This is a genomic window from Lysinibacillus sp. RU7, from assembly GCF_057837305.1.
Genome location: NZ_JBYQFK010000008.1, coordinates 1 through 21,535, shown reverse-complemented (window position 1 = coordinate 21,535; position 21,535 = coordinate 1). Strand labels below are relative to the sequence as shown.

Sequence of the window (21,535 nt, the reverse complement as noted above, 5' to 3'; positions counted from 1 at the left end):
CATTTTTCAAAAGAACGCCCTCCGCTTTTAATTATGTATTAATTAGTGAACAAAACTTGTTACATATTATTACATTAAAATTAAAATAAATATAAAAAATTGTAACCTTTTACAAAGTTATTCGACTAATTTATTGAATCAACTTTTAAAGGAGAGACAATCATGAAAAAATCAGTACCATTCGCTTTATCAGCACTATTAGTAGGGGGAGCATTTGCACCAGTTGGGTTTGCTAATGAGTTAGATGTTGTACCAGTAAATGCAAGTGAAAATGATGAAAAGGAGGAGCAAGTCCAAGAAAGCTTCATCAAATTGACAGGGACATTCCCAGCGTTTGAAAAACGTGATAATGGGACGTACTATGCATTAATCAAACAACAAGATGACATGTTTAGCATCGTTGTAGGAGAAGATACAGTCGTCGTGGATAACACAGGCAAACCTGTAGAATTACAAGAAGGAATGGAATTTACAGCATATGTAAATGCCAATAAACCGATGATTTTAATTTATCCACCACAATATTCACCAGAGTTAATTGTTGTGCAAACAGAAGAAATGGGCTTTGCAAAAGTGGCACAGTTTGATGAAAACTTTGCAAATGAAGAGCTGAAATTAAATGTTTCCGAAGATACGGTGATTGAAAATCTATCAGGGACAGCTTTACAAGCAGAAGATATTGTAGGGAAAGATGTTGCTGTATTTTACACATTCACGACATTTAGCATTCCTGCACAAACAACACCATCAAAAATCATTGTTTTAAGCTACGATGAGGAAGAAGAGGTTTCTGAGGAAATGGCAGCGATTCAGCAAATTATTGAAGGTGACTCCTATGTAGTGAATGGTGTGAAGATGGTACCACTTCGACTAATTGCTGAAAAGTTAGGGTGGACTGTGAAGGCGACAGGTAAAGGGGCGATTCTATCTAAGCAAAATGCTTCATTTACGATTACACGTGGTGAAAAAGCATATGGATATAACCGCGCATTGCATTATTTTGAAGAAGCACCCGCTTTACTAGAACCAACAAAAACATATGTACCTGTAGATTTCGTTGAGTTATTATTACCATAAATTTTAGATCATACATGTTAGACAAAATGGGCATTTGTCAATAGTCGGCGAGGTGTGTTGTATTGGGCAACACACCTCGCTTTATCCTTTTACTAACTGTCCATTTTTAAATTCAAATAGCGTAAAATCGTCTGCTACGAATGTATGGGGGAATACTGTCCGCGCTTCATTTACTAATTTTTCTACATCCTGCTTTAAAAAGCGAGCGCTAATATGTGTCATAACTAAGTTTTTTGCCTGTGCTTTTTTAGCAACTGTCGCTGCTTCTACATTTGTTGCATGCCCATAACTAGCAGCTAAATTTGTTGTAGAAGCATCAAATGTCGCTTCATGTACAACGATATCTGCCTCTTTTGCAAGGGTAATAGAGGCATCGCAATATTTTGTATCCCCTAAAATGGTAATAGTGAATCCTGGTTTAGGTGCACTCAATACATCGCTTGCTTTCACAATGGAGCCATCTTCAAGCGTTACGTTGTGACCTGATTTTAACTCTTTATAAAGCGGTCCACGAGGCACGCCGAGTGCTTGCGCTTTTTCGACGAGTAATTGTCCTGGTAAATCTTTTTGTTCAATACGGTAGCCGAAGCATTCAATCACATGCTGTAATTTTTTTGCATATACAACAAAATGGGTATCTTCATATATAATTCCTTCTTGTACCTCAATAAAATGAATCGGGTAGGTCAAATGTGTGTTCGACATTTGAAGAGCTGTTTCAATAAATGTTTGAACATGTGCAGGACCATAAATGGTTAGCGGTGATTCACCACCTAAAAATGAACGAGAGCTTAACAAGCCTGGAAGACCAAAAATATGATCGCCATGTACATGGGTAATAAAGATTTTATCGATGCGGCGCGGTCTGATCGCTGTACGTAAAATTTGATGCTGTGTTCCTTCTCCGCAATCGAATAACCAAATACTACCAATTTCATCTAATAGCTTAAGGGCGATGGATGTTACATTGCGTTCTTTGGAAGGCATACCTGCTCCTGTTCCTAAAAATTGTAGTTGCATAAAATTCCTCTTTTCGTTTATTGCTTCATTGCTGCATGAAAATAATCAATTGGCACAAATAATCCCACTTTGCCGTGTTCTTCTGTTTTTAATGTAGCAAAGACAACACCGACAACTTCTCCTGTTTCGGTAATAATAGGGCTACCGCTATTTCCTTTATAAACAGGAGCTTGCATCATCATCACAGGCTGCTCCCAATCCGTTAACTGTATCCAATTGAGGACCGTTCCTTCGTTTGCAATGCCTGTAAAATATAATGGGTTTCCGATAAAATAGATATGTTCTTCTGCATTATACGTATAAGTTTGTGCGACTTGTAAGTGTGGTAAATCCTCACCCGTTACTTTTATAAGTGCTGTATCAATGTCAGGGTAGGTTGCAATTACTTCCGCTTCATAGATGCCGTCATCAGGAAATACAACTGTCAACTGGAGTGCATCATCAATGACATGTTCATTCGTAATAATATAACCATCATTTGAAATCGCAAAACCAGTTCCTTTACTATCGCCAGTCGATATTTCTACAACGGCCTTTTTATATTGCTGAATATCTTCCTGATTCGATAATTTAGTAGATACTTGTAAAAATTCAATCGCAGGAATGGAGTATATATTGAATACAATAGCAAATGTATTGAAAACAAGTATACATGCCATAATCCACACAAACATCCTTATCATAGGTGTTTGTCTTTTTTTTATAACACCATGTTTCCGCCGTTCTCTTTCTTCTGCTAATGCTTTTTGCTGTTCTTCTAATACGAGCTCCAAAAATTCTTCTTCAGTGAGCTCTTCGTGTTTATTCGAATCGTTTTCTGTCATATAAAAGAGCCTCCTATATCCATTTAAGTGTAATAGATGAAATACAGTGGAGCAATGGATAAGTAGGAGTCTTTTATGAATAGGGTGATAAGATTCTATTTTAGTAGTTCTAGTATTAATTGGACGATTAAAATCGCTGTAATTATACGTAATAAGTACTTCGCTACTTTTGCACTGACTTTCCTTGCTAATATAATGCCGAGTTGTGAGCCAATGATGGAGCCTACCATTAAAGCCATTGTTTCTGCCCATAATATTTGTCCATTTACAATATACATCAACGCTGCACCGAAACATGTCGCAAAGATACCAACGCGTCCTAATACAACAGCCTTCATATAAGCTAATTTTTCGCTTGCATAAATGTATAAAAGGAGTGTGCCACTTCCGGGACCAAATAAGCCATCATAAACACCAATTCCAATAAGTAGGGAAGCTGTTCGTTTTTTTACATGTAATTGTAATTGTTCTCCGAAATCTGTTTTTCCGAAAAATGAGAGAACAAAAGCAAATAGTAATAAGCATAGAGCGATCATTGTGAGTGTTTGTGCTGTAAATAATGACGCAAGTCCTCCACCTAATAATCCACCGATAAAACAAAGTACGATAATGGGGAATACTTCTTTCCAAGTTGCCTCTTTTCGTTTGAAGACAGAATAAAAGTTTGACAAGGTAGAGATGGTATTTGCTACTTTATTTGCTCCAATGGCAGCGTGTACAGGCATGCCAAGTAATAACATCGTCGGCAATGTAATGAGTCCACCACCACCAGCAAGTGTGCCAATCACATTTCCGAAAAACCCAATTACGAATAAAATGAATAACATAAAAATCCTTCTTTCAATGATGAATACTTTTATAACTGTACAGGAAAGCTAAGTGAAAAGAAATATTAAGTGAGTGTATGTTGCATGTAAAGATAGTGTTTAAAATGTGGATAAATTGTGTCATTGTGTAGCTTTTCACATAAATCTCATAGAGATACTTTGTGAAATCATTCATATATTGCATGAGAAAATGAAACGTGTACTACTTCACAAAAAACCCTATGCTATAAAACGGTTCATAAAATGTAAGTGCTTTCTTTAATTATATTGATATAATTAAATGTAACCTAAATATAGGAAAAATAATTTGTGAAATATTGAGCATTTGATGAGAAAACAAGGGTTTTCAACGATTAGGGATTTTCTTTCAAAAAAAAATAATATTATTGTTGACTTTGCTTTGGTAAAGCAATATGATACTAAAATATAAAGGGCTAGAATAGAAAGAAAATTGTGATTAATTAGGAGGAATTCAACAATGGATTTAATGAAAAAGTCTTTAGAAATGCATGAACATTATGGTGGGAAAATGGAAATACGTGCAAAGGTACCTGTGCAAGATAAATATGATTTAAGCTTAGCGTATTCACCAGGAGTAGCGGCTCCATGTCTTGAAATCGAAAAAAATCCATCATTAGTATATGACTATACAATGAAAGGGAATTTAGTGGCGATTGTTACAGATGGTACAGCGGTTTTAGGATTAGGAGATATTGGGCCAGAAGCAGCATTGCCAGTAATGGAAGGGAAAGCATTATTATTAAAGCGTTTTGCTAATGTAGATGCTGTACCTGTATGTTTAGGTACGAAAGATGTAGATGAAATTGTCCGTGTTGTAAAGGCTATTTCACCAACTTATGGTGGTATCAACTTAGAAGATATTTCTGCTCCACGTTGTTTTGAAATTGAAGACCGTTTACGTGCAGAGTGTAATATTCCTGTATTCCATGATGACCAACACGGAACGGCAATCGTAGTAGGTGCAGGACTAATTAATGCAAATAAAATCATCGGTAAAGAAGTTGGAACGATGAAAGTTGTGATTAACGGTGCTGGTGCTGCAGGTATTGCGATTTTACGTATCTTACTGCAAATGGGGTATAAAAACGTTGTCATGTGCGATACGAAGGGCATTATTTACGAAGGTCGTCCTGAAGGGATGAACCCAATTAAAGACGGTATTGCCAATTTAACAAATCCAGAAGGGTTACGCGGTTCATTAGATGATGCATTAGTAGGGGCGGATGTATTTATTGGTGTATCCGTTGCAGATCTATTAACAGAAGCGCATATTAAATCAATGGCGAAAGATCCGATTATATTTGCATTAGCAAATCCAAACCCAGAAATTACACCTGCAAATGCAAAGGCGTGGGGTGTCCGTATTATCGGTACGGGGCGCTCTGACTATCCAAATCAAATTAATAATATGTTAGCATTCCCAGGTATTTTCCGCGGGGCACTAGATGTACGTGCTACAGATATTAATGAAGCGATGAAATTGGCTGCTGTAGAAGCGATTGCATCCCTTGTGACAGAAGAAGAGTTAAATGAAGAATTTGTTATACCAAGCTCAATGGATGAGCGTGTGGCAGGGGTAGTAGCTAAAGCGGTTGGTTCTGCTGCGATTGATTCTGGTGTATCTGAATTATTCAATCAGCCACTAAAAGATATCGTTGCTATGTAATCCATTACTACATGTTAATGTAGGATAAAAAAAGAGGATGTTTGAAAAGGGGTAACTTTTCAAACATCCTCTTGTGCTTATAAACTAAAATACTTTGCTTTTTTTACAATTATTCAGCTAACATAATTTTTTCAAGTTCTAAAGGCTCGATATAAGTGTCGCCTTTATAAGCGCGCATATTGCCGCCAGAAATTTCATCGATTAGTAAAATTTCGTTTGTTTTGGCGTCGCGACCGAATTCTAATTTAATATCGTAAAGTGTTAAGCCCTTTTTCGCTAGCTCAGCCCCTACAAATTTGGCAATTTCAACTGTACGTTCTTTTAAAATCGCATATTCTTCTAAAGAAAGAATACTTAACATATTTAAAGCATCTGCTGAGATAGGAGGGTCTTGACGGTCGTCATCTTTAATTGTTACTTCAACGAACGCATCTAAATCTTGACCTTCTTTTACATATGCACCATAGCGACGTAAAAATGAACCGACAGCTTTAAAGCGGCAAATTACTTCTAAGCCGTTACCAAATACTGTAGCTGGCTTTACAGTCATTGTTGCCTCTTCGAAATTAGCATCTACGAAGTGAGTTGGTACACCTTGCGCATTTAATTGTGAATAAAAGAATTGAGTTAGTTTAAGACCAGCTAATCCGGCACCTTCAATTGTTAAACCGACAGTATTTGCACCTGGGTCGAATACGCCATTTTCACCTGTTACATCGTCTTTGAATTTTAATACATAATGACCATCTTCTAATTTAAATACATCTTTCGTTTTACCAGTATAGATTAATTCCACAAAAAACCCTCCAATTTGAATGTCATAATCATTATAACACGAATATTTAATTGTTGTGAATATAAAAATGTTCGTATTTTTAAAGAGAGACGTCTAATAATTATCCAACAAAAAGATGATGACCTCAGTCATCATCTTTTCCATATAATAAGGGTAAAAGTATTAGTATACGCCTTCAGCGACCATACCGTCTGCAACTTTTACAAAACCAGCAATGTTTGAACCAACTACTAAGTTGCCAGCGTAGCCATACTTTTCAGCCGCTTCTTTCGATTCTGTGTAGATGGATTTCATAATATCTTGTAATTTTTCATCTACTTTGTTGAATGACCAAGCTGTACGACTAGAGTTTTGTGCCATTTCAAGTGCTGATACAGCTACACCACCAGCGTTCGCTGCTTTCCCAGGGCCGAAGTAAATGTCATTTTCAAGATAAATGTTGATTGCTTCTAAATCAGATGGCATATTTGCACCTTCAGCAACAAATTTTGTACCATTTGCTACTAAAATGCGTGCAGATTCACTGTTGATTTCGTTTTGAGTTGCACATGGAAGGGCGATGTCACATGGAATTGTCCAAATACCTGTACAACCTTCATGATATTCTGCGTTCGGGCGGTAGTTTAAATAAGTGTGAATACGATCGCCTTTTACTTCTTTAATTTCTTTTACTGCTGCAAGGTCAATACCTTCTGGATCATAGATGTAACCAGCTGAATCTGAACATGCAACTACTTTCGCGCCGTAGTGTTGTGCTTTTTCGATTGCGTAGATGGCAACGTTACCTGAGCCAGATACGACTACAGTTTTATTTAAGAATGACTCATCTTTTTCACGTAACATTTCCGCTGTAAAGTATACTAAGCCGTAACCAGTTGCTTCTTTACGAGCTAACGAACCGCCGTAACCAGGTTTTTTACCAGTTAATACACCTGCTTCGTATGCACCGCGAAGGCGTTTGTATTGTCCCCACATGAAACCAACTTCACGAGCGCCTACACCGATATCACCTGCAGGAACGTCGACATCTGGACCGATATGACGGTATAATTCAGACATGAACGCTTGGCAGAAGCGCATAATTTCTGCATCTGATTTTCCTTTTGGGTTGAAGTCAGAACCACCTTTACCACCACCGATTGGTTGGCCAGTTAAAGCGTTTTTAAAGATTTGCTCGAAAGCAAGGAATTTCATAATGGATTCGTTTACTGTTGGGTGGAAGCGAAGACCACCTTTATATGGTCCGATTACGTTGTTGAATTGAACACGGTAACCGCGGTTTACTTGTACTTGGTTGTTATCGTCTTGCCACGCCACACGGAATGAAATGATACGATCTGGCTCTACGATACGAGATAAAATATTGTGTTCGATATATTCAGGATGCTGTGCAACTACAGGTGTTAAAGAAAATAAAATTTCTTCAGCTGCTTGCAAGAATTCAGGTTGATGTGCATTTTTTTGTTTTAATTGTTCGAACACGCTGTTGATATATTCTTTTGCACGTGTATCGTTTGTCATTACTGATGTCGTCATTGTGTAACCCCCAAAAAAATTTGATAGCAGTATCGTATTATGATTTTTCTAACAATTCAATATCATTTTTAGTTCACGTGCCATTGAGAGGTTCATTTTATATTGAAAAAAACGGAGTTTAAATTATATTAGAATAATATAATTTTGGCATTTAAAAGAAGGAGAGAGGGCTTATTATTCAGTTATTAATCGATGCGGATGCCTGTCCAGTTGTTGATTTGGCGCTATTTATCTCATCTCAATATGAGATTAAACCTATCTTGTTTTGCGATACTTCACATCGGATTGAAAGACAAAATGTAATAACAATTATTGTACCCAAAGGACCTGATTCAGTTGATTTCAAGCTAGTGAATACGCTTTCAAAGGGAGATATCGTCATTACAGGTGATTATGGGCTTGCAGCGATGTGTATTGCGAAAGGTGCATATGTCATGGATGCTAATGGAAAAGAAATGACATCTGACAATATAGACCAATTACTTACATTTAGATATGAAAGTGCCAAAATTAGACGTGCTGGTGGCAAATTAAAAGGGCCAAAAAAGCGAACGGAAAAAAATAATATTTCGTTTGAAATGAAATTTCGACAAATTTGTGAACACGCTATTCAAGCACGAAAAGAGAGGGACAAATAATGAACAATTCAGTTGATATAGTAAAATTATGTTCGGATTTTCCGATGGTTCAGCAATTAGTAGATCGAAAATACGTACTTTGGATTAATAAAAAACGTAAAGTAGAGCATGCTATTTCGGTTGTATCAATGGAAGAAGTAGAAGAAGCTAAAGCGAGGTTAGAGCGCTTTTCTTCATATTTAAAAGTAGCATTTCCTGAAACGAAAATTTCGAACGGTATCATTGAATCAGATATTAAGGAAATTGCAGCGATGAAAAGGCTAATTGAGGGGCGTCGTGCAATTAAAATTCCTGGCCGATTGATGCTAAAATGTGATCACGCCTTACCGATTTCAGGGTCCATTAAAGCGCGAGGCGGCATTTATGAAGTATTAAAATATGCAGAAATGTTAGCGATAGAGCATGGTTATTTAAAAGTAACGGATAATTATGCGATTTTGAACGAGCCGCATATGAGAAAATTTTTCAGCCAATACAAAATTGCAGTTGGTTCGACAGGGAATTTAGGGTTAAGTATTGGCATTATCAGTGCAAAACTAGGTTTTCATGTAACAGTTCATATGTCTGCTGAGGCTAAGAAGTGGAAGAAAGAGCTACTCCGTTCATTAGGTGTCGTCGTTGTGGAATATGAACAAGATTATAGTGTGGCTGTGGAAAGAGGACGGCAAGAGGCGACAAACGATCCAATGTGTCACTTTGTGGATGATGAAAATTCAAAGGATTTATTTGTAGGATATGCTGTTGCCGCACTGCGATTAAAAGAGCAGTTAAAGGAACTGAAAGTAAACGTAGATGCCGATCATCCGTTATTTGTTTATTTACCGTGTGGTGTCGGTGGGGGACCAGGTGGCGTTGCTTATGGGCTGCAGCAAGTTTTCGGAGAGCATGTGCATATTTTCTTCGGTGAACCGATGCAATCCCCATGTATGATGCTCGGAATGATGACAGGGCTTCATGACGGCATTTCAGTACAAGATATTGGGTTAACGAATGAAACAGAGGCGGACGGTTTAGCCGTAGGGCGTGCATCTAAATTTGTTGGTTCCATAATGGATACCGTTATAAGTGGATGTTATACAGTGGATGATAGTTTTCTATTTAGAAGTTTAAAAGCGATGTATGAACAAGAAAATATCTTTATGGAGCCCTCTGCGCATGCGGGGGTATTCGGTCCGATTCAATTAGTCTATGAAGGAAAAGAGTATATAGAAGAACAGGGTTTAGCAAATAAAATGCATAATGCCGTACATCTTGTATGGTCAACAGGGGGGAATATGGTACCTGAAGCGCTTCGTCAAATATACTTGAAAACAGAGAAATAGGAGTAACAGTGTGTTAGGATTATTTGTAATTGGCGCATTTATTGCGGCTGGTATTTTAGATGTAGTGTTACGTAAGAAATTTAATATCGAAACAAATAAAAAATTTTCTGACCAATTTTTAAATAAAGGGCATATGGTTTTTGAAATACTCATAGGTGTAGTATTTTTAATGTTTATTTCGACAAGTGGTGTTTCTGGAAAACAAATATATATACTACTATTTTTATTTTTCGCCATGCTATATGCCGTTCGAGCATTACTTGAACGACTACTTCAACGGGAAAAGAAGAAATATATCATTTCACTGATGTACGTAACGATTTGTCTTGTTAGTAGTGTAGGGATTTTATTAGTTATGTAGTCTTTAGTGCAAGAAAAAAGGGAAATGGATCATCCATTTCCCCCTTTCGTTATTCGCCGATTTTTTCAGCTTGTATTTCTTCTACTGTTTGCTCTACTTCAGCACGTGTCATTTTTTCACGACCATCTTTCATCGCTTTTAATGTTTTATGTGCTAAAGCATGTGGTATTTTAGCGAATAAGTAGATTGTTCGTTTGCTAGTGACGCTCTTCATATATTCGTCACCATAGCTTAACTGCTCATCTGCATAAGCAAATAAATCATCACGCGTCCAGCCTGTTGGGACAAAGCTAACACCACGGTCATCCATATCTTCCTCTTGGTTACGTAAAATGTTTACCGCTTGTAACCCGCGACCATAGCCAATAGCTAATTCAGGATCCGTAATTAAGCCCGTTTTCCATTCCCATAACTCTGAAAGCATGCGACCAACTAAGCCAGCAACATAATATGTATACTCATCTAAGTCTTCGCGTGTTTCAACATGCCAGTTGCGTTTGGCCCATTTCCCCATACCCATCGCCATCTCTTCACAGGCAGCTAAAATAATTGGGCGAGCGCCAGCAGGGCAAAACTCAATCCAATCTTTCAGACGAAGCGTTACTTCGGGCATTTTTTCTTTTTCAGCACCTAAAAATTCAAAGTATTGTGTTTCATTGAATGGTTCTTTAAACAGGTGTTGTACATTCATTAAAATATCATGCTTGATATCATTATCTACATCTTCATGATCTTCAATTTCATCCAGTGCACGCATACAAAGATAAGCGGCACCTACGGCAAATTTCAATTCTTTCTCTAAAAATGTAATTGGGATGTAAAATGTACGGCTCGTTTCTTTGAGTACACGCATTGCATCTTTTTGCAGTGCTTTTTCGTTCATTGAGTGTTCCTCCAGTCTTTCATGCTTACCCTTTCTATCGTACCCCAAATTGCGTAAAAGATAAAATACAAAGTACAACAATCTCTCTAATAAAATGACGAATATTTTCTAGATACCACTAAAAATAAGGAAAAACAACATATCTTAATGTCCAATTCTATTGATTTGCGCTACAATATTAATAGGGAGATTGGGTGTTTTTTCGGGGGATAGCAATAGTGTTTTCTTGGATATCCGCACGAAAAGAACAGTAATTCAATCAAGAAGTGTCTTTCTAATCTCGGAAAGTTGAAGGTGGACGAAGTGATGCGAAAAAATACATATATTTGTATTGATATTGAGGCGGCATTAATACGTGGTCGACAATACATGATTGAGCTAGGAGCTGTTAAATGGAATCCAGACGGTACAATGGACACATTTACACAGCTTATTCAGCCATATAAATTTAAAAAATTAAATGCCCATATTCAAAAATTGACGGGGATTACAACGGAACAACTGTTGGAGGCACCGTCCTTTAAGGAAGCGATGTATACATTTAAACGTTGGTGTAAAGGGGATTGCATCTTTTTGACGTTTGGTGAGTTCGATCGAAAAGTATTTGAAGAGGAACTTGTGCGTAATTATATGAAAAGTGACTTCATCTTTCCGATGATCGATTTTCAACAAAAGTATATGATAGCCCACCATATAAAGGAACAACCTAGTTTAGCAGGATTAATGAAGCAATTAGGGCTAGAGGTAGAGGTACAGCACCGTGCACTTGCAGATGCGGATAGTTTACGCAAAATTTTTGAAGCAACGAACGGTGAATGGTTAATTGAACAGCAAAAAACTGATCATTTACGTGTTATTTTATCGAGTTTAAAGCCTACGGAAACACATTATGATTTAGTTTTATGTTCGATTGATTTGCAGGTACAACGGAATGGGATTGTCATGGAAAAGGTTTCGACAATCTATGAACAACTAGAATTTTCAGTTCATGAAGAACAGCGAACAAATAATGAAGGTGAAACGGAAATGGTGCAATTGACGACAATCCATCCGAGCGAAATCGCAAAGAACATGTTAACGCAGCTTGTACAAACGGTTGATTGTAAAGTGATTTTAACACGTGCAGGATTGCGTCCTTTATCGAAAGTTTTTCGCTTACATGGCTGTAGTATGCCTAAAACAGAGATGATGACATTGCAACAAATTTTACGTGATGAGGAAGCGGTTGCTCGTTTTTCTATGCAAGATGAGCCTGTACATGTATTCGAAGCGAAAATCTGTCATTTGTTAAAAAAATATGAGCATCTTCTTATTGAAGAATTTACAAAACGAGATTTATTTCCAAAAGAAACTATTGAACTGTAGTACAATTATGCCATACTATAGTGATTGGAAACGTTATCATTAGAAAAGGGAGAATGAAAAGGAGCAAGGTGAATGGCAAAAATAGTAGGTATTGATACTGGGGGTACACTCACGAAGCTTGCATATATGAATGAAGATGGAGCACTAGTACTCGAAGTTTTTCCCTCTAATGAGATGGAGCTAGTGAAACAGTGGCTAGATAGACACCCGCAAATTGAGAAAATTGGCGTAACTGGTGGGCGTATTGAGCAATTACGTGATATTTTACAAACAACTAAATCCATTCATTATATGGTGGAATTTGAAGCGACGTTAAAAGGAGTTCGTTATTTGCTGGAAAAAGAGGGCCATCGTATCGAACGGAGTGTCATTACAAATATAGGTACTGGCACATCGATTCATTATATGGACGGGAACACTCATGCTCGTGTTAGTGGAACAGGAATCGGCGGGGGTACACTCGTTGGGTTAGCTGCATTATTAACAGGCATTACAGATTTTGAGGAAATTAAATCCCTTGCAGCGAAGGGCAATCGGGCTTTTATTGATTTGTTAGTCAAAGATATTTATCAAGGAATGGATACACCGATTGACGAAAATTTAACGGCTAGTAATTTCGGAAAAATAGGGATTACAGAAGTAGTTAATCATCCGAAAGAAGATGTATTAGCGACTGTACAAGGGCTTGTTGGGGAAGTACTGACAACATTAAGTATTCAAGTGGCTGAAGAGCGAAAGGTCGAGCATATCGTGTTCATCGGCTCTACGTTAACAGATAACGAAAATCTCACAAAAGTGCTTTCATACTATACAACTTTAAAAAAGCATACACCTATTTTCTTAAAAGATTCTGGATTTTCCGGAGCGGTTGGTGCATTACTAAATATTATGGAATATAGCGATTAACATTAAATGCTTTGCTAGTAAACAAAATGTCTGTTTACTAGCATTTTTATTTACACACATAAAAAAGAAGCGTAGAATGAGTAATGCTATTATTTACTTAGGTAAACAAATATGGAGGGATAAAAATGAATCCACTATTTCATACGTTTTTTCAACAATATCGTTATTTAGTTAATCATTTAAATGATGTATTGAAAGAGCATGGCTTATATAGCTCGCAATGGACGATTTTATTTGTGTTAAAAGAGCGGGGGCCCATGACGTTAACAGCTATTTGGAAGTATTTAAATGTAGAAGCGCCAACTGTTACACGAACTGTTACAAGACTCGAAACATTAGGGCTTGTCAGACGGGAAGAGGGAACGGATCGTCGCGAAAAAATTGTTTATTTAACAGAGAAGGCACTTGCGTTAATGCCAGCAGTCGAACAATCGGTGCTTGAATTTGAAAGGAAGATGACCGTCCATTTAACGGATGCAGATACAACACAGCTGATGGAATTGCTACAGAAGATGAAAGGTTGATTGTTTTGGAAGTGAAAAATCAAATATTTACGAAGCGTTTTATCGCGTTGTTTTTAACGAATTTGTCTATTTTTTTAGTATTTTATGCACTGATCGCGACATTACCGCTATATGTTACAGGAAATTTAGGAAGAACCGATGATGATGCTGGTTTACTTGTAACGGCTTTTTTAATTTCTGCTATTATTGTCCGACCATTTAGCGGAAAGTTACTTGATATATATGGCAAGAAAAAAATGCTTGTATTAAGCGTTGTCTTGTATTTAGCTTGTACAATACTATATCTGTTTGTTCAGCCTTTTGCTATTTTACTAGTATTACGCTTTTTCCAAGGGATTTGGTTTAGTATCGCGACAACCGCTGCAGGGGCGCTTGCGGCAGATATTGTGCCGAAAGAACGAAAAGGAGCAGGGCTCGGTTATTATACAATGTCCACCAATTTAGCGGTTGTCATTGGACCGTTCATTGGTTTATTAGTTGTGCAAGCGGTATCGTTTGAACTGTTATTTATCGTGTTATCAGTCATTGGATTAGTAGGTTGTTTAATTGCTTTGACGATACAGACAAATGATTTAGTTGTACCAGAAGTAGAGGACCGCCGACTTCATTTTACATTTGATGATTTATTTGAACGAAAAGCATTGCCTATCGCATTTTTAGCTGCGTTGCTTGCGTTATCTTATTCGAGTGTCCTATCATTTATTTCGATTTATGCAGAACAACAAGATATGCTAACGGTGGCGAGCTATTTTTATGTGGTATTCGCAGCGGCGATGCTCATTACGCGTCCTTTTACAGGTAAACTATACGATCAAAAGGGACCTCGATTCGTTATGATTCCATCGTTTATTATTTTCTCAGTAGGATTATTTTTATTAGCTTTTATGGCGAGTGCTTGGCAGTTTATCGTGGCTGCAATTTGTATTGGGGTTGGCTACGGCACATTAACGACAAGCATGCAATCTCAAGCTGTTCAATCGGCGTTACAAAATCGTAGTGGTTACGCTACGGCAACATACTTTACATTATTTGATATTGGAATCGCAGTAGGTTCATATGTACTAGGATTACTTGCTGTCGCGTTTAACTATCAAATGGTTTATATGCTTTGTGGGGTATTATTAGTAATAAACATGGTTTTATATATGGTTTTTTCAAACAAAACGAGTACTAAGTAGTGCTCGTTTTGTTTATGTAAGACAATTCAATTATTTCTGCTGTTGAATCGCTTGTCGAGCTAATGCATCTGCGGCTTTATTTTGATTATCTGGAATCCATTTAATAAAGAATAAATCGATTTCTTCTATTAACTGTAAGGCACGAGCTAAATACGGTTTAAATTCTTCATTTTTTACATAAGCTTTTTCGACGGAGCTCACGACAATTTTAGAATCGGAACGCATGGAAATCAGATTTGAACCGAGCTTGATCGCTTCTTCAAGCGCACGAACAAGTGCAGTAAATTCCGCGATATGATTATTTGTCACACCGATATATTCGCTTATTTTAATTTGATGACCTTCCCCTTTAATGTAAATGCCAATACCACTTTTTCCGGGATTGCCAGCACTCGCTGCATCAATGTAAATTTCTAACATTCACTTTCTCCAATTCTTCTTTTTGTATATTATAGCAAAAAAGAAATGACCTCAAAATGTCTAGTGCCCATTTTATACTGATGGACTTCATCGGTTAGGCAATGTACTATTGAATAGTATTCCTCAAATATGGTAGAATAATTAACTAAAACAAAAAAACTTACAGGAGGGCGCTGATGAACAAAGTATTGGTGATGGAAGAAATTGATGCATTAACAGACACATATTGTACAGATTGTCTTGTCATCCGCGACCTTCGAAAAACGCGGGGGAAAACAGGAGCGCATCTTTTCTGTATTACACAATGTACAGTAGGGGAGCAATTGCAGTTTTTAGGGAAAGAACTGATGAAAGTGAAAGATGATATGGCATAAATAAAGGACTAACTTCACAAAGTTAGTCCTTTCATATTTCCTTAATTTACACTAAGCTGAGACAGCCGTATACTCTAGTAAATCTTGATAGTATTTATTTAATGACGAAGCAGATACACCGAAGCTTTCAGAGATTTCTTTTACTGTAAATGCTTTCCCGTCAAATAGGCCGCGGTCTTGACCGAAACGAATAGCTCCAGCCGCAATAGCAGCCGCTTTACGTGCTTTCGGTTGTTGTTCGATTAAGTAGTCTTCTAATGCAACGATTAATGCTTCACTATTACGGTTATGTTCTGCTAAGAAGTTTTTCGTTTGCTCTAATACATCTTGCTCAAACGTTGTAAATTCTTCCCCTGCATAGCCACCAGCAACTAAGCTTGTCCATAATGCCAAATGGTTGTCTTTTAAGAATGTAAGAGCATCTTGCTCTTGATTTGCAAACGTTTTTGCGAAGTTTTCAAATACTTTTGTATGCTCAGCAGGGAAGAAAATCATTGTCGATACAGCTAATACATGATCTACTTGTTCTGAACCATCTGGTAATAAGAATGCAAACACATACATACCTTCAGGAATTGGCTTATTGTTTTCGCGACGAATCATATATGTTTTGCCAGTTAATGCGTGAGCCGCTTTAAAATAACGTTCTTCTACAGTTTCTACGATACCGATGAAAATCTCAGGCGATTGCCATTGTTCGAACAATGAGGCTGTTTGCGGGCGTAATGTACGTTTCGTTTGTCGCTTTAAATAATTTGTCCAAATGTCTGGGCGTTGGTGGAAGAAAAATTCATCTAGTACAACCGCTTCGATTAATTCACGTTGTAATTTTCCGTTCATCGCAGGTGACCATTTCTTCACTAATTCAATGTATTCGCGAATGTCTTTTCTCTCTGGATATACAGCATAAAAAGTTTGTAAAGTACTTTCAATTTCCTCATTAATTAAGCTTTTTACATCTACTTGCTGCTTACCTTCACAACATTTTTTATATTTTTTATTGCTACCGCATGGGCACAAATCATTACGTCCTACCATATAAAACACTTCCTTTGTTTATTTAATAAAAATATGAGAGAAATTATAACTACTTAATAATAACGTCAGTTTGTTGTTAAGAAAAATGAAAGTATATTTCAAACATTGTGACATTTGCTTGCTATTAACTAATCTATGTTTTTTCTAGCGAATATATGACAGTATCGATAGATATGTTTATTTTTCATATGTGAAGAATAGAGAGCGTTTGTTCTAATTTCTAAAATAAAAACAGCCTAAGTGCTATCCTTAAGCTGTTTCTTTATGTGTTGTTGATTGTTTATTCATATAACGTGTTAAATATATTTGTTCAAATTGAGCTATTAAAGTCCCACATAAAATAAGAGCACCACCAATGAAGAGTTGGAATGTTAATACTTCACCGATAAATATCATCGCAAAAACAGCTGCGAAAATTGGCTCCAATGAAAAAATGAGTCCTGTATGCGTAGGCGATGTATACTGTTGTGCAACAGATTGTGCGATAAAACAAAATGCTGTACAAATAATGCCTAATCCTAAAATAGCAATCCAGCTCGTTGATGTGGAAGGCAGTGTAGGGGATTCATAGAGGAATGTGAGAATCAAACCGAATAATCCTGCAAATCCTAATTGATAAGTGCCATATGAAATAGAATCAACCGATTTTGTAAATTTACTATTAAGAATGAGGTAAACTGCATAAGCAAATGCTGCGATTGCAATTAAAACATCCCCTTGCTTAAATGATAGGGAGTCTTTTAGTGTGAGTACGGATATACCGAACATTGTAATGATAATAGCGATCGTAACGGCCCTTGATGGCAATTTACGGTCTAAAAAACTAGAAAAAATCGGTACTAACACAACCGTTAAGCTTAAAATAAAACCAGCATTAGATGCAGTGGTTGTTTGTAATCCGAATAAACTTAATGCGAAGACAGTAAATAGTAAGAAGCCTTGGATACCGGCAAATCCTAATGTTTGTATATTGATGTTCCTCATTTTTTTGTAAAAGATGAGCCCCGCCACAACGAAGGCGATTGAACATCTTAGAGCGACGATGTTATATGTATCGAGTGTTTCAAGTCCCATCGTCATAAATGTATAGCTCAACCCCCAAAACATCGTAACGATTACCATCAATAAATTTGCTTTGTTTTGTAAACTCATCCTTTCACCACCATAAAAAACTGTTATAACACAACTATATAAGGAGCATTGTGATTAGTAAAACGAATGTTTATAATGGTTAACATGAAAGAAATTCATGGATGATTAAAAAATAGGGGTATATACATAATGAGTTTGATTAAATACGAAATTTTGCAAACGGTTGCAGAAGTACAAAGTTTTACAAAAGCGGCGCAGCAATTAGGATTAACACAGTCAGCCATTAGCCATGCGATATCGAGTTTAGAAAAAGAATTTGGCTTTCCCCTCATTCACCGTAGTCGTGCAGGAGTAAAGCTAACAACTGATGGGCAAACAATGCTATTAGCGATGCGGAAAGTGTTACAAGCTGAAGAACTGCTTCAACAACAAGCAGCGCATATTACAGGAGTGACAAAGGGGACAGTACGCATTGGGTTAATCTCTAGTATTTCGACAAAATGGATGCCTAGCATTATTAGAGTGATGGAACAAAGGTATCCAGGTATAAAAATTGAGTTACGCGAAGGCGATTATTATGAAATCGAACAGTGGCTTGTGAGCGGAGAGATTGATTGTGGCTTTTTAAATCGAGCGAGTTTTAAACAGTTTCAATATATACCACTCATTAAAGACCCGCTTATGTGTATTGTGTCATCAAACAGCCCCTTATATGAGCAACAGCTAATTGATTTAAAGGAAATAGAAAATGAACATTTTATTATGCCTTCTTATAAAGGAACGAATGATGTCATCGCCATGTTTGAAAAGCATACTATTAAACCGAATATTCGTTTTGAACTATTCGATGAATCAGGTATTATTTCAATGATTGAACATCATCTCGGTGTATCCATTTTGCCGAAACTTGTTTTAACAGGGCTACCAAGTAATGTTCGTGCTATTCCCTTTAAACAAGAAACGTTTCGTATCATCGGGTTATCGACAACATATAATATTTCGCCTGCTACGGAAAAGTTTATGGAAATTTTAATGGAATGGTTAGAGGGAAATCAGGACATCGATTACTTATTGAAGGGAACATACTAAATAGAAGTGCTTGTGGTAAGGGGATGAAAAGGATAATGGTAAATGTTATTATAAAAAAACACCGGTATAAGCCGGTGTAACATTACTCTTTAAATACATTTGAAGCTTGTGGTCCACGATTTCCTTCAATTATATCAAAGGAAACAGGTTGTCCTTCCTCTAGTGTACGGAATCCTTCTCCACGAATACCAGTGAAGTGTACGAAAACGTCTTCACCATTATTACATTCAATAAACCCGTAGCCTTTTTCGTTATTAAACCACTTTACTTTACCTTGGTGCATGAGCGTTCTCCTCCCATACTTACAGATATAATTGTTGTTATCGCAAAATTAAGACAATTACCTTTAAAATATACAGGAACATTTAAAAACTGTCAACAAATTGGCTATATTTTAATCATTTAGGGCGCTTGCAATCGTCGTATATTGTATATAATAAAGTTTGATTACACTTGAAAGTAGGGGGCAACATGACAATCACAAAGCCACTAACAGATTTAGAAATCGCTAATCATGCAACAATGCAAGTGATTACGAAAATTGCTGAAAAGGTAAATATTCCAGAAGATGCATTAGAGCAATATGGTCGCTACAAAGCGAAAGTAGATCCAACTAAAATCCCTGGCGAAGCAACAGATAAAGTCGTTCTTGTTACAGCAATCAATCCAACGCCAGCAGGAGAAGGGAAATCAACTGTTACAGTAGGGTTAGCTGATGCATTAAGTCAGCTAAATGAAAATGTTATTGTAGCACTCCGTGAACCGTCACTTGGTCCTGTGATGGGGGTTAAAGGTGGTGCTACAGGTGGTGGATATGCACAAGTATTGCCGATGGAAGATATTAATTTACATTTTACCGGCGATTTCCATGCTATTTCGACAGCAAACAACGCATTATCAGCTCTTATCGACAATCATATCCATCAAGGGAACGCTTTAAACATCGACCCGCGTCGTATTTTATGGAAACGTGTAGTGGATTTAAATGACCGCGCATTACGTAAAGTGGTTGTGGGATTAGGTGGCGCGGTACAAGGCGTACCACGAGAAGACGGCTTTGACATCACAGTAGCGTCTGAAATTATGGCGGTATTTTGTTTAGCAACGAGCTTAGAAGATTTAAAAATCCGCTTATCGAATATTGTCATTGGTTATACGTATGACCGTGAGCCGGTATTTGTACGTCAATTAGGCGTAGAAGGTGCATTAACATTATTGTTAAAGGATGCATTTAAGCCGAACTTAGTCCAAACGATTGAAGGCACGCCAGCACTTATTCACGGGGGACCATTTGCCAATATCGCGCATGGCTGTAACTCGATTGTAGCAACACAAACGGCACGTAAATTAGCGGATATTGTGATTACAGAGGCTGGTTTTGGTGCGGATTTAGGCGCTGAAAAATTCTTGAATATTAAAGCGCGTCAAGGTGGATTTAAGCCTGCTGCCGTAGTCATTGTAGCGACTATTCGTGCGTTAAAAATGCATGGCGGGGTAGCAAAAGATGCATTAGCTACAGAAAATGTAGCAGCGTTAAAACAAGGTATGTCGAACTTAGCGAAGCATGTGGAGACTGTACGTGCCTTTGGTGTCGAGCCAGTTGTTGCATTAAATCGCTTTATTACAGATACAGAAGCTGAGATTGACACTGTCCTCACATGGGCGAAAAACGAAGGGATTCGTATCGCCCGTACAAATGTATGGGAAGAGGGCGGAAAAGGCGGTATTGAGCTTGCGAAAGAAGTGTTAGACGTATTAGCTGAGCCAAACGATTTCCACCATCTATATGAGTTACAAGAGTCAATCGAAGAAAAAGTAACGAAAATTGTGCAAACGGTGTATGGTGGAGCGGGTGTGCAATTTACAGACACTGCGAAAAAGCAAATCGCGCAAATTGAGAAGTTTGGTTGGGACATTCTGCCAGTATGTATGGCGAAAACACAATATTCGTTATCAGATCAAGCGGGGCTTTTAGGGCGTCCTGAAAACTTTACAGTTACAATTCGTGAAATCATTCCAAAACTCGGTGCGGGCTTCTTAGTATGCTTAACAGGGGATATTATGACGATGCCGGGATTACCGAAACAACCAGCAGCGCTTCGCATGGATGTAGATGCAGAAGGGAATGCGGTTGGGTTATTTTAAGGGAAAGCGCGGGAGAAAATTGCCCGCGTTTTTTCTATTTCTAAAGAGATAGAGGTTAAAAGTGTCCTACTTTATATTATAGTAGGAACTCTTTTGAATTGACTAATGTAAAATGTAACATAGAATTAAATCGATTATGGTTATTGAATGAAAGAGATAAATTTCTTTATTTAAATGCTGGTGTTTTTGAATAGATGCCAATATAATGGGATGTATGTTTTATAAGGTAGCAAGCTATTACTCCTTGAAATTAGTGAGCTTTTATATAGTAAAATAAAAAGAAAATTATTTTATAAAAACTATTGACGAATTTTAAAAGAGGTTGTAATATAGTAAATGTCGCTACGGTGACTGAAACGAAATGAACTTTGAAAACTGAACAAGCAAAACGTTAACAATAAACGTTTCTGAATAAGAAACAAAATTTTGGACA

22 protein-coding genes are annotated in these 21,535 nt (G+C 37.2%); 12 read left to right on the top strand and 10 right to left on the bottom strand.

What is annotated here, in order from left to right:
* Window positions 1-162 precede the first annotated feature (162 nt).
* Window positions 163-1,077 (top strand): stalk domain-containing protein, encoded by a 915-nt coding sequence (locus tag AC3II9_RS07615; protein ID WP_489154499.1) that lies wholly within the window; start codon window positions 163-165, stop codon window positions 1,075-1,077.
* An 81-nt stretch (window positions 1,078-1,158) separates the two neighbouring features.
* Here AC3II9_RS07615 and rnz read toward each other — a convergent pair whose 3' ends face one another.
* The 3 genes from rnz to AC3II9_RS07600 form a co-directional block, all read right to left on the bottom strand.
* Complete coding sequence (gene rnz / locus AC3II9_RS07610; protein WP_489154497.1) at window positions 1,159-2,097, bottom strand: ribonuclease Z; 939 nt, start codon at window positions 2,095-2,097, stop codon at window positions 1,159-1,161.
* Between the two features lie 17 nt (window positions 2,098-2,114).
* Window positions 2,115-2,921, bottom strand: coding sequence for a S1C family serine protease (locus tag AC3II9_RS07605; RefSeq protein ID WP_489154495.1), 807 nt, complete (start codon window positions 2,919-2,921; stop codon window positions 2,115-2,117).
* A gap of 95 nt (window positions 2,922-3,016) precedes the next feature.
* Window positions 3,017-3,748, bottom strand: a complete 732-nt coding sequence (locus AC3II9_RS07600) for a sulfite exporter TauE/SafE family protein (protein ID WP_489154493.1) — start codon at window positions 3,746-3,748, stop codon at window positions 3,017-3,019.
* A 478-nt stretch (window positions 3,749-4,226) separates the two neighbouring features.
* Here AC3II9_RS07600 and AC3II9_RS07595 point away from each other — a divergent pair, with 478 nt between their 5' ends.
* Window positions 4,227-5,435 (top strand): NAD(P)-dependent malic enzyme, encoded by a 1,209-nt coding sequence (locus AC3II9_RS07595; protein WP_489154491.1) that lies wholly within the window; start codon window positions 4,227-4,229, stop codon window positions 5,433-5,435.
* Between the two features lie 109 nt (window positions 5,436-5,544).
* Here the strand turns inward: AC3II9_RS07595 and AC3II9_RS07590 are convergent, their stop codons facing one another.
* Window positions 5,545-6,231, bottom strand: a complete 687-nt coding sequence (locus AC3II9_RS07590) for a phosphoribosylaminoimidazolesuccinocarboxamide synthase (RefSeq protein WP_489154490.1) — start codon at window positions 6,229-6,231, stop codon at window positions 5,545-5,547.
* Between the two features lie 162 nt (window positions 6,232-6,393).
* Window positions 6,394-7,767, bottom strand: coding sequence for an NADP-specific glutamate dehydrogenase (gene gdhA, locus AC3II9_RS07585; protein WP_489154489.1), 1,374 nt, complete (start codon window positions 7,765-7,767; stop codon window positions 6,394-6,396).
* A gap of 176 nt (window positions 7,768-7,943) precedes the next feature.
* Here gdhA and AC3II9_RS07580 point away from each other — a divergent pair, with 176 nt between their 5' ends.
* From AC3II9_RS07580 to AC3II9_RS07570, 3 genes are read left to right on the top strand one after another with little or no spacing between them, the layout of a single operon-like run.
* Window positions 7,944-8,405, top strand: coding sequence for a YaiI/YqxD family protein (locus tag AC3II9_RS07580; RefSeq protein ID WP_489154700.1), 462 nt, complete (start codon window positions 7,944-7,946; stop codon window positions 8,403-8,405).
* A complete protein-coding gene (dsdA, locus tag AC3II9_RS07575) occupies window positions 8,405-9,727 on the top strand; it encodes a D-serine ammonia-lyase (RefSeq protein ID WP_489154487.1) in 1,323 nt (440 codons plus the stop codon). Before AC3II9_RS07580 ends, dsdA begins: the two co-directional genes overlap by 1 nt.
* Before the next feature lie 10 nt (window positions 9,728-9,737).
* The gene (locus tag AC3II9_RS07570; RefSeq protein ID WP_489154485.1) at window positions 9,738-10,088 is read left to right on the top strand and encodes a DUF4181 domain-containing protein; all 351 of its coding nucleotides are present in this window, start codon (window positions 9,738-9,740) and stop codon (window positions 10,086-10,088) included.
* Between the two features lie 49 nt (window positions 10,089-10,137).
* On the opposite strand, the gene AC3II9_RS07565 is transcribed toward AC3II9_RS07570, so the two are convergent.
* Entirely contained in the window at window positions 10,138-10,971 is an 834-nt protein-coding gene (locus AC3II9_RS07565; RefSeq protein ID WP_489154483.1) for a squalene/phytoene synthase family protein, read from the bottom strand.
* 306 nt (window positions 10,972-11,277) lie between these two features.
* Here AC3II9_RS07565 and AC3II9_RS07560 point away from each other — a divergent pair, with 306 nt between their 5' ends.
* The 4 genes from AC3II9_RS07560 (at window position 11,278) to AC3II9_RS07545 (ending at window position 14,944) form a co-directional block, all read left to right on the top strand.
* Complete coding sequence (locus AC3II9_RS07560; RefSeq protein ID WP_489154481.1) at window positions 11,278-12,336, top strand: 3'-5' exonuclease; 1,059 nt, start codon at window positions 11,278-11,280, stop codon at window positions 12,334-12,336.
* A gap of 72 nt (window positions 12,337-12,408) precedes the next feature.
* Window positions 12,409-13,242 (top strand): type II pantothenate kinase, encoded by an 834-nt coding sequence (gene coaW / locus AC3II9_RS07555; RefSeq protein ID WP_489154479.1) that lies wholly within the window; start codon window positions 12,409-12,411, stop codon window positions 13,240-13,242.
* 125 nt (window positions 13,243-13,367) lie between these two features.
* Window positions 13,368-13,766 (top strand): MarR family winged helix-turn-helix transcriptional regulator, encoded by a 399-nt coding sequence (locus tag AC3II9_RS07550; protein ID WP_489154477.1) that lies wholly within the window; start codon window positions 13,368-13,370, stop codon window positions 13,764-13,766.
* Window positions 13,763-14,944: an MFS transporter gene (locus AC3II9_RS07545; RefSeq protein WP_489154475.1), complete on the top strand. Its 1,182-nt coding sequence runs from the start codon at window positions 13,763-13,765 to the stop codon at window positions 14,942-14,944. The genes AC3II9_RS07550 and AC3II9_RS07545 overlap by 4 nt, the downstream gene beginning before the upstream one ends.
* Before the next feature lie 30 nt (window positions 14,945-14,974).
* Here the strand turns inward: AC3II9_RS07545 and AC3II9_RS07540 are convergent, their stop codons facing one another.
* On the bottom strand, window positions 14,975-15,364 hold the full coding sequence (locus tag AC3II9_RS07540; protein ID WP_489154473.1) for a ribonuclease HI family protein: 390 nt from the start codon (window positions 15,362-15,364) through the stop codon (window positions 14,975-14,977).
* A 176-nt stretch (window positions 15,365-15,540) separates the two neighbouring features.
* Between AC3II9_RS07540 and AC3II9_RS07535 the strand changes: the two genes are divergently transcribed.
* Window positions 15,541-15,738 carry a zinc-finger domain-containing protein gene (locus tag AC3II9_RS07535; protein ID WP_489154471.1) on the top strand — a complete coding sequence of 66 codons (198 nt, stop codon included), beginning with the start codon at window positions 15,541-15,543 and terminating at the stop codon, window positions 15,736-15,738.
* 51 nt (window positions 15,739-15,789) lie between these two features.
* Here the strand turns inward: AC3II9_RS07535 and AC3II9_RS07530 are convergent, their stop codons facing one another.
* Both AC3II9_RS07530 and AC3II9_RS07525 read right to left on the bottom strand, forming a co-directional pair.
* Entirely contained in the window at window positions 15,790-16,776 is a 987-nt protein-coding gene (locus AC3II9_RS07530) for a YecA family protein (protein ID WP_489154469.1), read from the bottom strand.
* A gap of 249 nt (window positions 16,777-17,025) precedes the next feature.
* Window positions 17,026-17,928: a DMT family transporter gene (locus AC3II9_RS07525; protein WP_489154467.1), complete on the bottom strand. Its 903-nt coding sequence runs from the start codon at window positions 17,926-17,928 to the stop codon at window positions 17,026-17,028.
* A 129-nt stretch (window positions 17,929-18,057) separates the two neighbouring features.
* Between AC3II9_RS07525 and AC3II9_RS07520 the strand changes: the two genes are divergently transcribed.
* Window positions 18,058-18,957, top strand: coding sequence for a LysR family transcriptional regulator (locus AC3II9_RS07520; RefSeq protein ID WP_489154465.1), 900 nt, complete (start codon window positions 18,058-18,060; stop codon window positions 18,955-18,957).
* Between the two features lie 82 nt (window positions 18,958-19,039).
* Here AC3II9_RS07520 and AC3II9_RS07515 read toward each other — a convergent pair whose 3' ends face one another.
* Window positions 19,040-19,240 carry a cold-shock protein gene (locus AC3II9_RS07515; protein ID WP_391372190.1) on the bottom strand — a complete coding sequence of 67 codons (201 nt, stop codon included), beginning with the start codon at window positions 19,238-19,240 and terminating at the stop codon, window positions 19,040-19,042.
* Between the two features lie 188 nt (window positions 19,241-19,428).
* Here AC3II9_RS07515 and AC3II9_RS07510 point away from each other — a divergent pair, with 188 nt between their 5' ends.
* A complete protein-coding gene (locus tag AC3II9_RS07510; protein WP_489154463.1) occupies window positions 19,429-21,102 on the top strand; it encodes a formate--tetrahydrofolate ligase in 1,674 nt (557 codons plus the stop codon).
* Window positions 21,103-21,535 lie beyond the last annotated feature (433 nt).